Origin of the sequence: Streptomyces sp. 6N223 (assembly GCF_052246635.1) — a bacterium.
Taxonomy (GTDB): Bacteria; Actinomycetota; Actinomycetes; order Streptomycetales; family Streptomycetaceae; genus Streptomyces.
Genome location: NZ_JBQQCA010000055.1, coordinates 22,182 through 40,341 on the forward strand (window position 1 = coordinate 22,182; position 18,160 = coordinate 40,341).

Annotated in this window: 13 protein-coding genes; 3 read left to right on the top strand and 10 right to left on the bottom strand. The window is 74.9% G+C overall.

The window, feature by feature from the left end; translation table 11 throughout:
* Positions 1–67 precede the first annotated feature (67 nt).
* Positions 68–1,735, top strand: a complete 1,668-nt coding sequence (locus ACTWQH_RS26685) for an FAD-dependent monooxygenase (protein WP_443289307.1) — start codon at positions 68–70, stop codon at positions 1,733–1,735.
* A gap of 4 nt (positions 1,736–1,739) precedes the next feature.
* Here the strand turns inward: ACTWQH_RS26685 and recX are convergent, their stop codons facing one another.
* From recX to ACTWQH_RS26700, 3 genes are all read right to left on the bottom strand, one after another.
* A complete protein-coding gene (gene recX, locus ACTWQH_RS26690; RefSeq protein WP_443289322.1) occupies positions 1,740–2,399 on the bottom strand; it encodes a recombination regulator RecX in 660 nt (219 codons plus the stop codon).
* Entirely contained in the window at positions 2,396–3,550 is a 1,155-nt protein-coding gene (gene recA / locus ACTWQH_RS26695; protein ID WP_443289308.1) for a recombinase RecA, read from the bottom strand. Before recA ends, recX begins: the two co-directional genes overlap by 4 nt.
* 150 nt (positions 3,551–3,700) lie before the next feature.
* Entirely contained in the window at positions 3,701–3,895 is a 195-nt protein-coding gene (locus ACTWQH_RS26700) for a DUF3046 domain-containing protein (protein ID WP_443289309.1), read from the bottom strand.
* Positions 3,896–3,975: 80 nt separating this feature from the next.
* Here ACTWQH_RS26700 and ACTWQH_RS26705 point away from each other — a divergent pair, with 80 nt between their 5' ends.
* Together ACTWQH_RS26705 and ACTWQH_RS26710 are read left to right on the top strand one after the other, a co-directional pair.
* Complete coding sequence (locus ACTWQH_RS26705; protein WP_443289310.1) at positions 3,976–4,920, top strand: hypothetical protein; 945 nt, start codon at positions 3,976–3,978, stop codon at positions 4,918–4,920.
* Between the two features lie 67 nt (positions 4,921–4,987).
* On the top strand, positions 4,988–9,712 hold the full coding sequence (locus tag ACTWQH_RS26710; protein WP_443289311.1) for an Lhr family helicase: 4,725 nt from the start codon (positions 4,988–4,990) through the stop codon (positions 9,710–9,712).
* Positions 9,713–9,902: 190 nt separating this feature from the next.
* On the opposite strand, the gene ACTWQH_RS26715 is transcribed toward ACTWQH_RS26710, so the two are convergent.
* The 7 genes from ACTWQH_RS26715 to ACTWQH_RS26745 all read right to left on the bottom strand — a co-directional run bounded on the left by ACTWQH_RS26715 (position 9,903) and on the right by ACTWQH_RS26745 (position 17,814).
* Complete coding sequence (locus ACTWQH_RS26715; RefSeq protein WP_443289312.1) at positions 9,903–10,319, bottom strand: helix-turn-helix domain-containing protein; 417 nt, start codon at positions 10,317–10,319, stop codon at positions 9,903–9,905.
* A gap of 95 nt (positions 10,320–10,414) precedes the next feature.
* The gene (locus tag ACTWQH_RS26720) at positions 10,415–10,987 is read right to left on the bottom strand and encodes a CinA family protein (RefSeq protein WP_443289313.1); all 573 of its coding nucleotides are present in this window, start codon (positions 10,985–10,987) and stop codon (positions 10,415–10,417) included.
* A complete protein-coding gene (gene pgsA / locus ACTWQH_RS26725) occupies positions 10,977–11,618 on the bottom strand; it encodes a CDP-diacylglycerol--glycerol-3-phosphate 3-phosphatidyltransferase (RefSeq protein WP_443289314.1) in 642 nt (213 codons plus the stop codon). Before pgsA ends, ACTWQH_RS26720 begins: the two co-directional genes overlap by 11 nt.
* A complete protein-coding gene (locus tag ACTWQH_RS26730; RefSeq protein WP_443289315.1) occupies positions 11,615–13,159 on the bottom strand; it encodes a MiaB/RimO family radical SAM methylthiotransferase in 1,545 nt (514 codons plus the stop codon). The genes pgsA and ACTWQH_RS26730 overlap by 4 nt, the downstream gene beginning before the upstream one ends.
* A gap of 54 nt (positions 13,160–13,213) precedes the next feature.
* Entirely contained in the window at positions 13,214–14,044 is an 831-nt protein-coding gene (locus tag ACTWQH_RS26735) for a helix-turn-helix domain-containing protein (protein ID WP_443289316.1), read from the bottom strand.
* Between the two features lie 177 nt (positions 14,045–14,221).
* A complete protein-coding gene (locus ACTWQH_RS26740) occupies positions 14,222–17,032 on the bottom strand; it encodes a DNA translocase FtsK (protein WP_443289317.1) in 2,811 nt (936 codons plus the stop codon).
* A gap of 86 nt (positions 17,033–17,118) precedes the next feature.
* A complete protein-coding gene (locus ACTWQH_RS26745; RefSeq protein ID WP_443289318.1) occupies positions 17,119–17,814 on the bottom strand; it encodes a response regulator in 696 nt (231 codons plus the stop codon).
* Between the last annotated feature and the right edge of the window lie 346 nt (positions 17,815–18,160).

Consider the following 18,160-nt stretch of genomic DNA (forward strand, 5'->3'; position numbering starts at 1 on the left):
ACGGCCCGCTATGCCGGCCGTCGGCCCCGACTTGACGCGTGAACACCCGCTGGGTTGCATACATGCTGTGCTGCCCGTGATCATTGCCGGCGCGGGCCCCACAGGGCTCGCGCTGGCGCTCGCCCTGGCCCGGCACGGCGTCCCCACCATCGTCATCGACGGCCAGTCCGGCCCCTCCCCCAGGCGTCTGGCCCGCAGCTGTGTGCTCCCCCCGGACATCGCGCACTGGGCCCGTCTGCTGCCCGGCGCCGACCGGGATGCGACGGGGTGGACAGCGTGGCGCACCACCCACCGGGGGCGGACCCTGCGGCGCCTGGAGCTCTCCGAGCCGGGCGACGGGCCGGTGCACCTTCCCCAGCACGCCCTCGAGCGGGCACTGCGCGACGCCGCGGGCGGTGAGCCGCTGATACAGCTCGCCGCCGGCCGGCGGCTCGCCGCCCTGGAGCAGCACGAGCGGCACGTCGAGGTGCGGGCCACCGAGACGCACGGCGCCGACGGGCGGGACCGCCGGTGGCGCGGCAGCTTCCTCGTCGGCTGCGACGGGGCCCGCTCGACCGTGCGCAAGCTGCTCGGCGTCGCGTTCCCCGGGCGCACCGGGGTGGAGCGGTACGCGGTGGCCGCGCTCCGCGTCGAACTGCCGTGGCCGGGCGAGGCGGGGGTCCACCGCGGGCTGCCCCACGGCGAGGTCACGGCGCGGCCGCTGGCGGGCGGCGCCTGGCGGCTGGACTGGCCGCTGCCGCCCGACGGCGGGCTGGTGACCCCCGAGACCGTGCTGGAGCGGGTCGACGCCACCCTCGCCGCCTGGCACGACGGCGCGGTGCCGGAGCACGAGCTGCTCGACACCGGCGTCCACATCTGCCACCAGCGGCTGGCCCGCCGCTGGCGCTCGGGCCGCGTCTTCCTGGCCGGGGACGCCGCGCACCTGCTGGGCGCCCTGGGCACGCAGCAGGTCGCCGAGGGGCTGCGGGACGCGGACAACCTCGCCTGGAAGCTGGCCATCGCCTGCCGGGAGGGCGGCGCCGAGCCGCTGCTGGACAGCTACGAGGCCGAACGCCGCACCGCCGTCGGCGACCGGCTGCGGGCGGTGGACCAGGCGCTGCCGCTGGTGCGCGGCCGGGGCGGGCTGGCCGCACGGCTGACGGGGCGCGGCCAGTCCAGGCTGGCGCTGCTGGACGGCGGCAATGTGGGCCGCGGCGCGCTCGGCGCCCCGGCCCGCTACGCCGCCTCCCCCATCGCGCACGCCCCCGCCCGGGCCGCCGCCGCGGACACCGCCCCGGGCGCGCCGGTCGCCGACGTGCCGGTGACCGCCCTCAACGGCGACCAGGGCCGCCTGCGGGAACGGCTGGGCGGCCCGCTGCTGCTGGTGCTCACCGCGCCCGGCGCCCGGGTCTGGGACGCCAAGCACTGGCTCTCGGCCGGTCTGATGCCGGAACTCGCCACCGCCGCCCGCACGTTGCCGCTGCCCGCCGAGCTGCTGGTCACCGAGGAGTACCCGGGCGCCGGGCCTCACACCCTGCTGGTCGTCCGCCCCGACGGGCACCTCGCCGCCGCCCTGCCGGGCGCGGACCGGGACGGGCTCCTCGCCTGCGTACAGACCCTGCGCGGCGGCGCCGCGGACCGGCCGCGGGACATCCCGCGACAGGGCGACCCGGCAGGGGGCGACGCGCCGCGTGCCGACCCGGCACCGGGCGACCCGGCCGCCAGCGGCCAGTCGCAGAGCCCGGCCGGCCGCTGAGCCGCTAGACGGCGCCGTCGGGGAAGAGGCGCTCCAGCATCTCCGGGTCCTCCCCCTCCTCCCGCAGGGCCTCGCGCACCACCCGGAGGGCGACGCCCTCGGGATACCCCTTGCGGGCGAGCATGCCGACCAGCCGCCGCAGGCGCTTGCCCTCCTCCAGCCCTCTGGTGGCGCGGAGCCGGCGGGCCACCAGGGCGCGCGCGGTCTCCTCCTCCTGCTCGCTGTCCAGCCGCGACACGGCACGGTCGACGGTGGCGGGGTCCACGCCCCTCCTCCGCAGCTCGCCGGCCAGCGCCTTGCGGGCCAGGCCCCGCCCGTGGTGCCGCGACTCGACCCAGGCGTCGGCGAACGCCGCGTCGTCGATGAGCCCCACCTCCTCGAACCGGTCGAGGACCGACGCGATCGCCCGCTCCGAGAACCCCCGGGTGCGCAGCGCGTCGGAGAGCTGGCGCCGGGTGCGCGGCGCCCCGGTGAGCAGGCGCAGGCACACCGCCCGGGCCCGCTCCGCCTCCTGCTCCGGAGCATGCGGTGGCTCCGCCCCGGCCCTCGACGGGACGGAACCACCGCGGTCTTCGGCCGGATCCCCTGCCGGCGCGGCCGACAGCCTCCCCCGGGGCCCCGGGGACCCGGGAGGCACGCCCGTGCTGCGGCGGGTCACCGTCAGCTCTTGGCCGCCGCGGCCTTGGCCCCCGCGGCGGCGGCCTTGGCGCCCGAGGCGCGGACAGCAGCGCTACCCGGGGACCCGGCCGGTGCGGCGCCGTTCGCCGCGCCGTTCGCGCTCGCCGCGTCGGCACTGGGCTGGCCCTCGGGCGCCTGGGGCTTGGCGCCGATGCCCAGCTTCTCCTTGATCTTCTTCTCGATCTCGTTGGCCAGATCGGGGTTGTCGCGCAGGAAGTTGCGCGCGTTCTCCTTGCCCTGGCCGAGCTGGTCGCCGTCGTAGGTGTACCAGGCGCCGGACTTGCGGATGAAGCCGTGCTCCACCCCCATGTCGATCAGCCCGCCCTCGCGGCTGATGCCGATGCCGTAGAGGATGTCGAACTCCGCCTGCTTGAAGGGCGGGGCCACCTTGTTCTTCACCACCTTGACGCGGGTGCGGTTGCCCACCGCATCGGTGCCGTCCTTCAGGGTCTCGATGCGGCGGATGTCCAGCCGCACCGAGGCGTAGAACTTCAGCGCCCGGCCGCCCGAGGTCGTCTCGGGAGAGCCGAACATCACGCCGACCTTCTCGCGGAGCTGATTGATGAAGATCGCGGTCGTCTTCGCCTGGTTCAGCGCGCCGGCGATCTTCCGCAGGGCCTGGCTCATCAGCCGCGCCTGCAGGCCGACATGGGAGTCGCCCATCTCGCCCTCGATCTCCGCGCGCGGCACGAGCGCGGCGACGGAGTCGATGACGATCAGGTCCAGGGCGCCGGAGCGGATCAGCATGTCGACGATCTCCAGCGCCTGTTCGCCGTTGTCCGGCTGAGAGAGGATCAGCTGGTCGACGTCCACCCCGAGTCGCTTGGCGTACTCGGGGTCAAGCGCGTGCTCCGCGTCCACGAAGGCGACCGTGCCGCCGGCCTTCTGGGCGTTGGCCACCGCGTGGAGCGTCAGCGTGGTCTTGCCGCTCGACTCCGGGCCGAACACCTCGACCACACGCCCGCGCGGCAGCCCGCCGACGCCCAGGGCCACATCCAACGCCGTGGAGCCGGTGGGGATCACCTCGACCGGCTCGTTGGGCCGCTCGCCCAGGCGCATCACGGCGCCTTTGCCGAACTGCCGCTCAATCTGCGCGAGAGCGGCGTCGAGCGCCTTCTCGCGGTCCGTACCTGCCATGGGTGCCACCCGGTCCGTCTGGTTCGATCGCTTCACACCAAGGACGCTAGCGCCCGCCACTGACAATCGGCCCCGGGACGCCGTCACGCATCCCCCATAAGAATGGTTGTTCGATTTTTGTGTCAAGCGAATCCGGGAAGCTCGGCACACTCAGCGCAGGTGCTCGGGCACCTCGACGGAGACGCACACCGCCCGCCACACGTCCTTGGCGTCCCAGCCCTCGGCCAGCGCCTCGTGCACCGTCCGCCCTCCCAGGGCGGCCATGACGTGGTCGCGCGCGAAGGAGTCCGCGTACGCGGCACCGAAGTGCTCGTTCATCCGCTCCCAGAAGTCCGTCAACCGCATGCCCTCAGTATCCCGCCGCGAGAGTGCAACCCGGCCCGATCCCGTGACCTGGGCCCTCCCCTCGCCTTACCGTCGCTGTGATGTCTGCCAGCGGATCCTCCCGGCTCGCCCGCGCCGAGCACTTCCTGTGGCTGACCGCCCGCGTGCTGGAACAGCGGCGGTTCGCCTGTCACTTCCTCGACGGCTCACCCGACGCCGTCGAGGCCGCGCTCGGCGCCTACCGCAACCCCGACCACGGCTACGGCCACGCCCTCGACCCGGGCCTGCGGGGCCCGGCCAGCCAGCCGCTCCACGCCGTGGCCGCGCTGCGCACGCTCGACGAGATCGGCCGCTGCAACGGGCGCCGGGCGGAGCGGATCTGCCGCTACCTGACCGGCGTTTCCAACCACGACGGCGCCCTGCCCGCCCTCCACGCCGCCGGGCAGGACCACCCCGTCGCGCCCTGGCTGGCGCCCCCGGCGGAACGCCCGGGTGAACGCCCGGTGGAGCGGCCCGCGGAGGGCCAGGGACGGCAGGGCAGCCGGGAGGCCGGCGAGGCGGCGCCCAGCGATCTGATCACCACCGGTCCCGTCGTCGGCCTGCTGCACCGCAACGGGGTGTGGGACGCGTGGCTGTTCCGCGCCACCGACTACTGCTGGGCGGCCGTCGAGCGCGCCGAGCGCGACCCCAACCGGGTGGGCGCCGCGCTCGCCTTCCTCGACGGCGTCCCCGACCGCCCGCGCGCCGAGGCGGCGGCCGACCGGCTCGGCAGGCTGGTGCGCCGCAGGCGTCTGGCGGTCACCGGCCCGGACCGGCGCGGCTACCACCTCGCCTGCGACTTCGCGCGCGTCCCGGACTCGCTCGCCCGGCGCTGGTTCTCCGACGCGGAGCTGGAACGCAGCCTCGACATGCTCGCCGCCCAGCAGCAGGACGACGGCGGCTGGCCCGTACGCCGCCGCTCCTGGCCGCCCGGCAGCGCCGCCGTGTGGCGCGCCATCGCCACCGTCGAGGCGCTGCGCACGCTGCGCGCGTACGGCCGGGTCTGAGGCGGCCGGGACCCGGGCGTCGGCCGCCCCCGGGCCGGGTGTCAGTGGCAGGGTGCACCATGGGCGCATGGCTCCAGACCAGGCCCCCGACGACGCTCTCGGCGCGTTCTCCCCCGCCACCCGCGCGTGGTTCTCGCGGGCCTTCCGCGAGCCCACGTCGGCTCAGCACGGGGCGTGGCGGGCGATCGCCGAGGAGTCCGACGTGCTGGTGGTGGCGCCCACCGGCTCCGGCAAGACCCTCGCCGCCTTCCTCGCCTCCCTCGACCGGCTGGCCGCCGAGCCGCCGCCCGCCGAGCCCAGACGCCGCTGCCGCGTGCTGTACGTCTCGCCGCTGAAGGCCCTGGCGGTCGACGTCGAGCGGAACCTGCGCAGCCCCCTGACCGGCATCCGGCAGGAGTCGGTGCGGCTGGGGCTGCCGGAGCCCGAGGTGAGGGTCGGCATCCGCACCGGCGACACGCCCGCCACCGAGCGCCGCTCGCTCGCCACCCGGCCGCCGGACATCCTCATCACCACGCCCGAGTCGCTCTTCCTGATGCTGACCTCGGCGGCCCGGGACGCGCTGTCGGGCGTGGAGACGGTCATCCTCGACGAGGTGCACGCGGTGGCGGGCACCAAGCGCGGCGCGCACCTGGCGGTCTCCCTGGAGCGGCTGGACGCGCTGCTGGAGCGCCCCGCCCGGCGCATCGGGCTGTCGGCGACGGTGCGCCCGGTCGACGAGGTGGCGCGGTTCCTCTCGCCGCAGCGCAAGGCGAAGATCGTGCAGCCGCCCTCGGCGAAGGAGTTCCGCCTCGAGGTGGTGGTGCCGGTGCAGGACATGGGCGAGCTGGGCGGCTCTCGGGTGCCGGACATCCCGGGAACGCCGGGCGTGCCCGACGCGCCCGGCGCGGGGGGCGAGCGGCCGTCGATCTGGCCCTCGGTGGAGGAGCGGATCGTCGACCTGGTCCAGGCGCACCGCTCCACGATCGTCTTCGCCAACTCCCGCCGCCTGGCCGAGCGCCTGTGCAACCGGATGAACGAGATCGCGTACGAGCGGGCCGCCGGCGAGTCCCTCCCCGAGGGGCACGACGCGGCGGAGCTGATGGGCGGCTCGGGCGCGGGGAAGGGGGCGCCGCCGGTGCTGGCGCGGGCGCACCACGGCTCGGTCTCCAAGGAGCAGCGGGCGCTGATCGAGGAGGACCTGAAGGCCGGGCGGCTGCCCGCCGTGGTGGCCACCTCCAGCCTGGAGCTGGGCATCGACATGGGCGCGGTGGACCTGGTCGTCCAGGTCGAGTCGCCGCCCTCGGTCGCCTCCGGGCTGCAGCGGGTGGGCCGCGCGGGCCACCAGGTGGGCGCGGTGTCGGCCGGGGTGGTCTTCCCCAAGTACCGGGGCGACCTGGTGCAGTCGGCCGTCGTCACGGAGCGGATGCGGTCAGGGGCGATCGAGTCGCTGCGCGTCCCGGCCAACCCGCTGGACGTGCTGGCGCAGCAGCTGGTCGCGATGGCGGCGATGGACACCTGGGACGTCGACGAGGTGCTGACGCTGGTGCGCCGGGCGGCGCCGTTCGCCGCGCTGCCGGAGTCGGCGTTCCACGCGGTGCTGGACATGCTGGCCGGGCGCTATCCCTCCGACGCGTTCGCGGAGTTGCGTCCGCGCCTGGTGTGGGACCGGGTGGCCCACACGGTGCGGGGGCGGCCGGGGGCGCAGCGGCTGGCCGTCACCTCGGGCGGCACCATCCCCGACCGCGGCCTGTTCGGCGTCTTCCTGGCCGGGGCCGACCCGAAGAAGGGCGGGGGCCGGGTCGGGGAGCTGGACGAGGAGATGGTGTACGAGTCGCGGGTCGGCGATGTCTTCACGCTCGGCACGACCTCCTGGCGCATCGAGGACATCACCCGCGACCGGGTGCTGGTCTCGCCCGCGCCGGGTGTGCCGGCCCGGCTGCCGTTCTGGAAGGGCGACCAGCTCGGCCGCCCGCTGGAGCTGGGCCGGGCGCTGGGGGCGTTCCTGCGGGAGACGGGGCGGCTGGAGCCCGAGGCCGCGCGGGAGCGGCTCGCGGCGGCGGGCCTGGACGCCTGGGCGGTGGACAACGTGCTGGCGTACCTGGAGGAGCAGCGGGAGGCCTGCGGCCACATCCCCGACGACCGGACGATCGTGGTGGAGCGCTTCCGGGACGAGCTGGGCGACTGGCGGGTGGTGGTGCACTCGCCCTTCGGCGCCCAGGTGCACGCGCCGTGGGCGCTGGCGCTCGGCGCCCGGCTGACGGAGCGGTTCGGGCTGGACGCGCAGGTGCTGCACGCCGACGACGGCATCGTGCTGCGGCTGCCCGACACCGACCTGCTGGGCGGGGAGGACCTGGGCGGGGACGCGGGCGGGCAGGCGCTCGCGCCGCTGGGCGCGGCGTTCGACGACGGCCCGCCGCCGATGGGCGCCGCCGACGTCGTCATCGACCAGGGCGAGGTGGAGCAGCTCGTCACCGACCAGGTGGGCGGCTCGGCGCTGTTCGCCTCGCGGTTCCGCGAGTGCGCGGCGCGGGCCCTGCTGCTGCCGCGTCGCAGGCCGGGCAGCCGTACGCCGCTGTGGCAGCAGCGGCAGCGCGCGGCGCAGCTGCTCTCGGTGGCCAGCGAGTTCGGCTCGTTCCCGATCGTCCTGGAGGCGGTCCGCGAGTGCCTGCAGGACGTCTTCGACGTGCCGGGCCTGACGGAGCTGATGGGGGACATCGAGGCCCGCAGGGTCCGGCTGGTGGAGGTGACCACGCGGGAGCCCTCGCCCTTCGCCCGCTCCCTGCTCTTCGGCTATGTCGCGCAGTACCTGTACGAGGGCGACTCGCCGCTGGCCGAGCGCCGTGCCGCCGCGCTGTCGCTGGACTCCCGGCTGCTGGCGGAGCTGCTGGGCCGGGCCGAGCTGCGGGAGCTGCTGGACGCCGGGGTGCTGGCGGAGCTGGAGCGCGAGCTGGGCTGGCTGAGCGAGGACCGGCGGCTGCGGGACGCCGAGGGGGTCGCCGACCTGCTGCGGGTCCTGGGGCCGCTCACCGACGCGGAGCTGGCCGAGCGCGGCGCCCGCCCGGAGTGGGCCGGGGAGCTGGCGGCGGCACGCCGCGCGATCCGGGTCCGCATAGCGGGCGAGGAGCACTGGGCCGCGATCGAGGACGCGGGCCGGCTGCGGGACGCGCTGGGCGCGGCGCTGCCCGTGGGGGTGCCGGAGGCGTTCACCGAGCCCGTGCGGGACCCGCTGGGCGATCTGCTGGCGCGGTACGCCCGCACCCACGGCCCGTTCAGCTCGGAGTCCGCCGCCGCGCGCTTCGGCCTCGGCACGGCCGTGGCGGACGGCGTGCTGCACCGGCTGGCCGCCGACGGCCGCCTGGTGCAGGGCGAGTTCACGCCGGGCGGGGTCGGCCACGAGTGGTGCGACCCGACGGTGCTGCGGCGCCTCAGGCGACGCTCCCTCGCCGCGCTGCGCCAGGAGCTGGAGCCGGTGCCGCCGGCCACCCTGGCCGCGTTCCTGCCGCGGTGGCAGCAGGCCGGGAGCCTGCCGCCGCGGGGCGGGCTGCGCGGCATCGACGGCCTGCTGCGGGCGGTGGAGCAGCTGCAGGGTGCCCCCGTCCCGGCCTCGGCGCTGGAGCGGCTGGTGCTGCCCTCCCGGGTCCAGGGGTATGCCTCGCCGCTGCTGGACGAGCTGACGGCCTCCGGCGAGGTGGTCTGGGCGGGCGCGGGGGCGCTGCCCGGGACGGACGGCTGGATCGCGCTGTATCCGGCGGACGCGGCCCCGCTGCTGCTGCCGCCGCCCCGGCCGCTGGAGCTGTCGCCGGTCCACCGGGCCGTGCTCGAGTCCCTGGCCGGCGGGTACGGGCTGTTCTTCCGGCAGATCGCCGAGCAGGTCGGGGCGGCGGGCCACGAGCTGCCCGACGCCCGGCTCGCCGAGGTGATCTGGGAGCTGGCCTGGTCCGGGCGGCTGACCAATGACACGCTCGGCCCGCTGCGTTCCCTGCTGGGAGCCGGGCGCACCGCGGGGTCGGTCGCGCACCGGGCCCGCCGCCCGACGCCGCGGGGCAGGTACGGGGGGCTGACGGCGGCCGTCGGCGGGCGGCCCGCCCGGGCCCCGGCCTCCCGCACCGGGCCGCCCACCGTCGCGGGCCGGTGGTCGCTGCTGCCCGAGCGCGAGACCGACAGGACGCTGCGCGCCCACGCGCTGGCCCGTACGCTGCTGGACCGGCACGGGGTGGTCACGCGGGGCGCGGTCGCCGCCGAGGGCGTGGAGGGCGGCTTCGCCGCCGCGTACCGGGTGCTCTCGGCCTTCGAGGAGAGCGGCCAGGCCCGCCGTGGGTACGTGGTGGAGGGGCTGGGTGCGGCGCAGTTCGCGATGGACGGGGCGGTGGACCGGCTGCGGGCGATCGCCACGGCGGCTGAGCGCTCCGGCGGGGAGCCGGAGCGGCGGGCGGTGGTGCTCGCCGCGGCCGACCCGGCCAACGCCTACGGGGCGGCCCTGCCCTGGCCGGACGCGCCGCAGGCGGCGGGGCACAAGCCGGGCCGCAAGGCGGGTGCGCTGGTGGTGCTGATCGGCGGCGAGCTGACGCTGTACGTGGAGCGCGGCGGCAGGACGCTGCTGGCCTGGCCCGCCGAGGGCGATCCGGAGGCGGCCCAGGAGCCGCTGCGGCGGGCCGCCGAGTCCCTGGCGCAGGCGGTGCGGCAGGGCGCGGTGGGCACGCTCACGGTGGAGCGGGTCAATGGTGTGCCGGTGCTGGCCGACCCCTTCTGGGCCAGGCTGCTGGAGGAAGCGGGCTTCCACGCGACCCCGCGCGGGCTGCGGCTGCGGCACTGAGCCCTTGGCGCGCCCTTGGCGCCGGGCGTACGGCGGCAGCCGCACAGTGGCGCATCGGATGCCGCGCCGGCCCGAGGAGGCTCATGAGGCGGGCGGTCCTCCACCTCGAGTGGAGCAGTGGTGGAGCGATGGGGGTGCCCGGGGAAGATCGGCGGGGCGCCGGGACTGTCAGGCGGTCATCAGGCGGTCGTCAGGCGGCGACGACGTCGACGGCCTCGCTCGGCGCCTTGATGGTGACGTGGTCGTCCGGGCGGTGCGTGACGGATGTCACGCGAACCGGGTTGAGCATCGGGCTGCGCTCCATGGGGCGCTCCAGCCCACGACCGGGCGGCACGCCCAGGGACGGCACGGTGTCGCTCGCGGACTGCGCCAGCTCCGCGAGCGCCAGCTCGTCGCTGACCTCGCGCAGCAGCTCGGACATCCGCAGTTCGAGCGCGTCGCAGATGGCGGACAGCAGTTCGGAGGAAGCTTCCTTCTGCCCGCGTTCCACCTCGGAGAGGTACCCCAGGGAGACCCGCGCCGAGGAGGACACTTCACGCAGGGTGCGGCCCTGACGTTGGCGCTGCCGACGCAGCACGTCACCCAGCAGGCGACGGAGCAGGATCATCGGTGGCTCCCTCCTCGGACCGTTGGCCTCGCTTGCTTCATGCCCCACCGTACCGCCTCGGACTCCAACCGGCCGGGGAGCGATGTCTTGTTCACTCAGGGCTGCAAACATCCATCGTCTCCGTTCTGTTCCGTATCCTGCCCCGCCCCGGCGGCAGTGAAGATCAGCTCGTTGCGTAGCAGAGCCAGCACCGCGCGCACGCTGCCGGCCCGGACCCTGGCCCGGTCTCCGGAGAGATGGAGCCGTTGAGCCACGACTCCCCCGGTTCCGGGAGCCGAAACCGCAACGTGGACGGTGCCCGGCCACTGGCCGTCCTGAGGGTCGGGCCCGGCCACCCCCGTGGTCGCCGCTCCCCAGTCCGCGCCCAGCCGCTCCCGCACCCCCCGCGCGAGCTGCCGGGCGACCTCCGCGTCGACGGCCCCGCGCTCGGCGAGCAGCGCGCCGTCCACGCCGAGCACCCGGCGTTTCACCTCGGTCGCGTACGCCGTGACCGAGCCGCGGAAGACCCGGGAGGCGCCCGGCACGCCGGTGAGGGCGGCCGCGACCAGGCCGCCGGTCAGCGACTCGGCGACGGCGAGCGTCTGGCCGCGCCGGACCAGCAGCTCCAGCACCTCGGCCGCCAGCTCCTCGGCCGCCGGCTCCTCCGGCGCGTTCTCCTCAGCGCCCATCCGCCCGCCCCCGCGCGAGACCGGCACGCCGCGTGCTGATCGCCCGCCCCACGTAGTCCAGTCCGGTGCCCACGGTGAGCGCGACCGCCGCCGCCATCACCCACCAGCGCAGCGTGGCGAGCACGCCGGTGAGCGCCAGGATGTACATCCCGACGCCGATGCCCTGGGCGAGCGTCTTGAGCTTTCCGCCCTTGCTCGCGGGGATCACGCCGTGCCGGATCACCCAGAAGCGCAGCAGCGTGATGCCGAACTCCCGCGTGAGAATCGTCACCGTCACCCACCAGGGCAGGTCGTCCAGCGCCGACAGGCACACCAGCGCCGCCCCCATGATCGCCTTGTCCGCGATGGGGTCGGCGATCTTGCCGAAGTCGGTGACGAGATTGCGGCGCCTCGCCAGTTCCCCGTCGAGCAGGTCGGTGATCATGGCGATCGTGAAGGCGGCCCAGGCCAGGGAACGCCACCCGGCGTCGTGCCCGCCTCCCGCGAACATCAGCAGCACGAAGCCCGGCACCAGCAGCAGCCGCACCATCGTGAGGATGTTGGCGATGTTCCACAGGCCGGGCTCGGTGGCCACCGGTCGCGGGCCGGACCGTTGTCCGTCCCCCGCGGCCGCCGCCGGCACGTCGGTCATCTCCCCGTCCCGGCGCGGACACGCCGGGCGACGAGGTCCACCCCCCGGGCGGCGACGATCTCGGCCTCGACGACCTGCCCGACGCGCGGCGCGTCGCCGAGCGGGCCGGTCAGCAGGATCTGCCCGTCGGTCTCCGGCGCCTGGTGCGCACCGCGCCCGACGGCGATCACGCCCTCCCCGCCGGTGTCCAGCGCGTCCTCGCCGTCCCCCTCCGGGTCGCCCAGCGCCTCGACGAGAACGCCGGCCCGCTCCCCGATCCGCTCCTCGGCGCGCTGGGCCATCAGCTCCTCGGCGAGTTCGGTGACGCGCGCCAGCCGCTCGGCGACGACCTCGGGCGCGTGCCTGCCCTCGTACGCCGCGGCCTCGGTGCCGTCCTCGTCGGAATACCCGAAGACGCCGATCGCGTCGAGCCGGGCCTCGGTGAGGAACCGCTCCAGCTCGGCCAGCTGCGCCTCGCTCTCGCCGGGGAAGCCGACGATGAAGTTCGACCGGATGCCGGCCCGCGGGGCTCTGGCCCGGATGGCCGCGATCAGCTCCAGGAAGCTCTCGGTGTCCCCGAAACGCCGCATGGCGCGCAGCACGCCGGGGGCGGCGTGCTGGAAGGACAGGTCGAAGTAGGGAGCGACCTTGTCGGTGCCGGTGAGGACGTCGATGAGCCCCGGCCGCATCTCGGCGGGCTGCAGGTAGCTGACGCGGATCCGCTCCAGCCCCGCCACCCCGGAAAGCTCGGGCAGCAGCGTCTCCAGCAGCCGGATGTCGCCGAGGTCCTTGCCGTAGGAGGTGTTGTTCTCGGAGACCAGCATGATCTCGGTGACGCCCTGCCCGGCCAGCCAGCGCGCCTCCGCCAGCACCTCGGCGGGGCGGCGGGAGACGAACGAGCCGCGGAAGGACGGAATGGCGCAGAAGGAGCACCGCCGGTCACAGCCGGAGGCGATCTTGACGGAGGCCACCGGGCCGCCGCCCAGGCGGCGGCGCAGCGGCGCCCTCGGCCCGGACGCCGGGGCGACGCCTTCGGGCAGGTCCGGCGGCGGCTCGGCCGGCGCGGCGTGCCCCGGCACCGCCACGGCGTTCTCCCCGGCGAGGGCGGCGGGCCGCTCCACCGGGCTGATGGGCAGCAGCGAACGCCGGTCGCGCGGCAGGTGGGGCGCGTGCACCCCGCCGCCGAGTATGGTCCGCAGCCGGGTGGAGATGTCCGCGTAGTCGTCGAAGCCGAGCACGGCGTCGGCCTCGGGCAACGCCTCGGCCAGTTCCTTGCCGTACCGCTCGGCCATGCATCCCACGGCGACGACGGCCCGGGTGCGGCCCGCGCCGTCGCCGCCGTGCGACGCCTTCAGCTCGCTGGCCTCCAGCAGCGCGTCGACCGAGTCCTTCTTGGCGGCCTCGACGAAGCCGCAGGTGTTGACGACGGCGACCTCGGCCTCGGCGGCGTCGTCCACCAACTCCCAGCCGTCCGCCGCCAGTCGGCCCGCCAGCTCCTCGGAATCCACCTCATTACGGGCGCAACCAAGGGTGACCAGGGCGACGGTGCGGCGTTCGGACATGATCTCAGCCTACTTCGTCCCGGGCCCCTGCCCGGCACGGCCGAGGGGCGAGGATCAGCCTTCCTCGGGGTCGCCCGGCGTGTAGCTCAGGCGCTGCACCTGCCCCATCTCGCCGACGTCGTCGATCTCCCGGCCGTTGACGTGCAGCTGCACGGCCCCGGCGTTGCCCAGCACGAGGTCGATCTGCTCGTCGTCGGTGAAGGTCTCGGACTCGCCGTCCTCCAGCACGCCCTCGTACAGCAGCTGCCCGCTGGCGTCGTGGGCGGAGAGCCAGCAGCTGCTGCCCGACACCGTCACCTTGACCGTGACCTTGTCGGCGGGCACGCCGGCCACCGCGCTCTCGGAGGGGTCGGGCTCCGGCTGCGTCGGGTTCACCGGCTCGGGCCGGTCCTCGTTGCCGCTCTGCTGCTCGGTGCCGGTGGGCTCGCCGGGGGTCTCGGTGCCCTCGGCAACGGCGCCCGGATCCTCCTCGCCGCCGCTGCTGAAGAAGGTGAAGCCGACGAAGCCGATCACCGCGACGATGGCGGCGACCATGGCGGCCGTCCAGTTGGGGCGGCGCGGCTCGGGCCGGATCCGCTCGGCCTCGAAGATCGGCCCGGTCGGCACGGGCTGCGGGGCGGTGACGCCCTGCTGGGCGTTGTACAGCTCGATGACCTCGGCCGGGTCGAGGCCGACGGCCCTGGCCAGGGTGCGGATATGGCCCCGGGCGTAGACCTCGCCGCCGCAGCGGGAGAAGTCGTCCTGTTCGATGGCGTGGACGATCGGGATGCGCACGCGCGTGGACGAACTGACCTCGTCCACGGTCAGTTTCGCATCGATACGCGCCTGCTGAAGGGTTCGACCGACGGAAGGCCGGTCCTTGGCGGAGGAGTTGCCATGGGACACGGGGGCGCCTTTCGAGCGTGAAGCCACGTGCTGCGTACTCAAGTCTAGGGGGGTCGTGAAAGGAGGGAGCAAGCGGGCCGTGGAACTTTGTCCGCCAAGCGGATGGCCATACTTCCCCGCGGCCCTTCCTGATGGCGGCCCGTCCCACCGTTCACTGGCGGCACACGCGATGCGCCCTTATGGGTGAGTCTCCCCACGGATGAGGGCGAGCACTCCGTCGAGTTCCTCCGGCTTGACCAGCACGTCGCGGGCCTTGGATCCCTCGCTCGGCCCGACCACGCCCCGCGACTCCATCAGGTCCATCAGCCGGCCCGCCTTGGCGAAGCCGACCCGCAGCTTGCGCTGCAGCATGGAGGTGGACCCGAACTGCGTGGAGACCACCAGCTCGGCCGCCTGGCACAGCAGGTCGAGGTCGTCGCCGATCTCCTCGTCGATCTCCTTCTTCTTCTGCGAGCCGACGGTGACGTCGTCCCGGAAGACCGGGGTCATCTGGTCCTTGCAGTGCGCGACGACGGCCGCGACCTCCTCCTCGGTGACGAAGGCGCCCTGCATCCGCACCGGCTTGTTCGCCCCCATGGGCAGGAAGAGAGCGTCGCCCTTGCCGATCAGCTTCTCGGCGCCCTGCTGGTCGAGGATGACGCGGCTGTCGGCGAGCGAGGAGGTGGCGAAGGCGAGCCGCGAGGGCACGTTGGCCTTGATCAGGCCGGTGACCACGTCGACGCTGGGCCGCTGGGTGGCCAGCACCAGGTGGATGCCGGCGGCGCGCGCGAGCTGCGTGATGCGCACGATGGCGTCCTCGACGTCGCGCGGGGCCACCATCATCAGGTCGGCCAGCTCGTCCACGATCACCAGCAGGTAGGGGTAGGGCACCAGGTCGCGCTCGCTGCCCTCGGGCGCGGTGACCTTGCCCGCGCGAACCGCGGCGTTGAAGTCGTCGATGTGCCGGTACCCGTACGCCGCGAGGTCGTCGTAGCGCAGGTCCATCTCGCGCACCACCCACTGCAGGGCCTCGGCGGCCTTCTTGGGGTTGGTGATGATCGGGGTGATCAGGTGCGGGATGCCCTCGTACGCCGTCAGCTCGACCCGCTTGGGGTCGACGAGCACCAGCCGCACGTCCTCGGGGGTGGCGCGCGTCATCACGGAGGTGATCAGGCAGTTGATGCAGGATGACTTGCCGGATCCGGTGGCGCCGGCGACCAGCAGGTGCGGCATGCGCGCGAGGTTGGCCATCACATAGCCGCCCTCGACGTCCTTGCCGAGGCCGACGCTCAGCGGCTGGTCCTCGCCCATCGCCTCGGCGGTGCGCAGCACGTCCCCGAGGTTGACCATCTCGCGGTCGCTGTTGGGGATCTCGATGCCGACCGCGGACTTGCCGGGGATGGGGCTGATGATCCGCACGTCCGGGCTGGCCACCGCGTAGGCGATGTTCTTGGTGAGCGCGGTGATCTTCTCGACCTTGACCGCCGGGCCGAGCTCCACCTCGTAGCGGGTGACGGTCGGGCCGCGCGTGAAGCCGGTGACCCGCGCGTCGACGCGGAACTCCGTGAAGACGTTGGTGAGGGAGGCGACGACGGCGTCGTTGGCGGCGCTGCGGCTGCGGCCGGGGCCGCCGCGGCGCAGCAGCTCCAGGGAGGGCAGGGCGTAGGTGATGTCCCCGGAGAGCTGGAGCTGCTCGGCGCGCTGCGGCAACTCCTCGGCGGGTGGCGGGACGTTCTTGGTCAGGTCCGGCACGACGCCGCCGTCGGCGGCCGGGCGCGGGGGCTCGACGGCCTCGGCGGGGGTGGCGGCCTCGGCCCGCTCCGCCTCCGTGGCGGGCCGGCCGCGCCCGCCGCCGCTGCCCGCCGTCTCCCCCGTCCTGCCTGCCTTGCCCGCCTTGCCGCGCCTGCCCCTGCCCGTGGTGACCTGGCTGCTCAGGTCGGCCACCAGCGGTGAGGGCTGAACGCCGTGCACCACGGCGCCGTCGAGCGCCGCAGCGGCCTCGCTGGCCACCTCGACCGGGTCCCCGCCCCTGGCGGACGAACGCCGCGAGGCGCGGCGGCCCGGCGGGCGGCGGCGTTCCAGGGCCTGCTGCTCGGCCCGCAGCGGATCCCCCTCCGGGTGGGGCCGCCACTCGGCCACCATCCCGTCGTCCGGGTCCTCGCCGTCGGCGTCGGCCTCGCGGCCCGCCCGGCGGCCCCGGCCCCGGCCGCCGCGGCCCGCTCGCTCCCCGCGCGTCTCCGGGACCAGCCCGAGCCGGGCCGCGCCCTGGCGCAGCCGGCGGGGCACGGCGTTGACGGGCGTGGCCGTGACGACCAGCAGCCCGAAGACGGTCAGCAGCGACAGCAGCGCCACCGCCAGCGGCTCGCCGACCGCCTGGCCGAGGGGGTGTGACATGGCCCAGCCGATCTGCCCGCCGGTGTCGCGCAGTTCCTGGGCGCCCTCGTCCCGGCCGGGGGAGCCGGTGGCGATGTGCACCAGGCCCAGCACGCCGGCCAGCAGGGCGGTCAGTCCGATGACGACCCGTCCGTTGGCCTCCAGCTTGTCCGGATGCCGGAAGAGGCGGACGGCGATGACGCCGATGATGAGCGGGAACAGCAGGTCGAGGCGGCCCATCGCGCCGGTGATGACGTGGGTGACCGCCTCGCCCACGGGGCCCTGCAGGTCCGACCAGGTGCCGACGGCGGTGACGAGGGCGACGCCGAGCAGCAGCAGCGCCAGGCCGTCCTTGCGGTGGGCCGGGTCCAGGCCCTTGGCGCCCCGCCCTATGCCGCGCAGCAGGGCTCCCACGGGCCACGCGATGCCCATCCACAGCCCGCGGGCGATCTGGAAGGTGATGCGCAGCACGGGCGAGGACGGCGAAGGGGGCTTCGCCGCCGGCTTCTTGGCAGTGCTCTTCTTGGCCGCGGGCTTCTTGGCCGCGGGCTTCTTCGCGGCCGTCTTCCCGGCTCCCCCGCCGCCGCGCCCGGCGCGCGCGCTGTGGGAGCCCCTGCCGGACGTTTGTGAGGCCATGGGGGTGAGAGTACCGGGGTGGGGGAAACGGGGCACTGACCGAGACGCCCGAACCCGCCCGGCCAGGGCGTTCAATCAGCCGCGGCTCAGCGGGAGTCCACGGACTGCGGCTCCTCCTCGGCGCCGGGCTGGAGGGCGTCGAGCGCGCGCCGCAGCCCGGCGAGCTTGCGCTCCAGGTGGGCGGCGGTGGAGACCGCCGGGCCCGCGCCGGACCCGGCCAGCTCCTTGGTCAGGGCCTCGGCCTGCTCCTCGACGGCGGCCAGCCGCGCGGACAGCTCGGGCAGCAGGCCACCTGCCGCGTACTCGGCGTCGGCCAGACCGCCGCCGCTGCCCTGCCCGCCCTGGCCGCCCTCCAGCTCGCGGCGGAGCAACGCCGCCTGCTCGCGCAGCTGCACGTTCTTCTTGTGGAGGTCGACGAAGACCGACACCTTCGCCCGCAGCACCCAGGGGTCGAAGGGCTTGGAGATGTAGTCCACCGCGCCGGCCGCGTACCCGCGGAAGGTGTGGTGCGGCCCGTGGTTTATGGCCGTGAGGAAGATGATGGGGATGTCGCGCGTGCGCTCGCGCCGCTTGATGTGAGCGGCGGTCTCGAACCCGTCCATGCCGGGCATCTGCACATCCAGCAGGATGACCGCGAAGTCATCCGTGAGCAGCGCTTTGAGCGCCTCTTCCCCTGACGATGCCCGGACCAGTGTCTGATCGAGCGCCGAGAGAATCGCCTCAAGTGCCAGGAGATTCTCGGGCCGGTCATCGACCAGGAGGATCTTGGCCTTCTGCACCATGGCCCGTCCTCCTCGCCCCTGCGGCGCGGTGCGGCGCCGCCGTTGTGGACGGCGCCCTCACGCCGTCCGGTCCTGTGCCGGACATGTTGACATCATCGCCGACCCCCGTGCCAGCGTTCCGGGGTCACCCCTTCGAGTGTGGTGACCCCCGGCCCGGTGCTCGCTCCTTCGCGAGACACCGCAATCATTCCGGCCAAACCCCCGCTCCACCAGCTTTTATCCCGTCCAGTCGACCGCCGGTCGACCCCGCAAGGCGCCTGGTGATCAGCGCATCGCGCTGCGTCACCCTACCACGCCCGCTCAAGCACGGCGAACCGTTCTGCACGCACTGCGACAACGCCTCGCG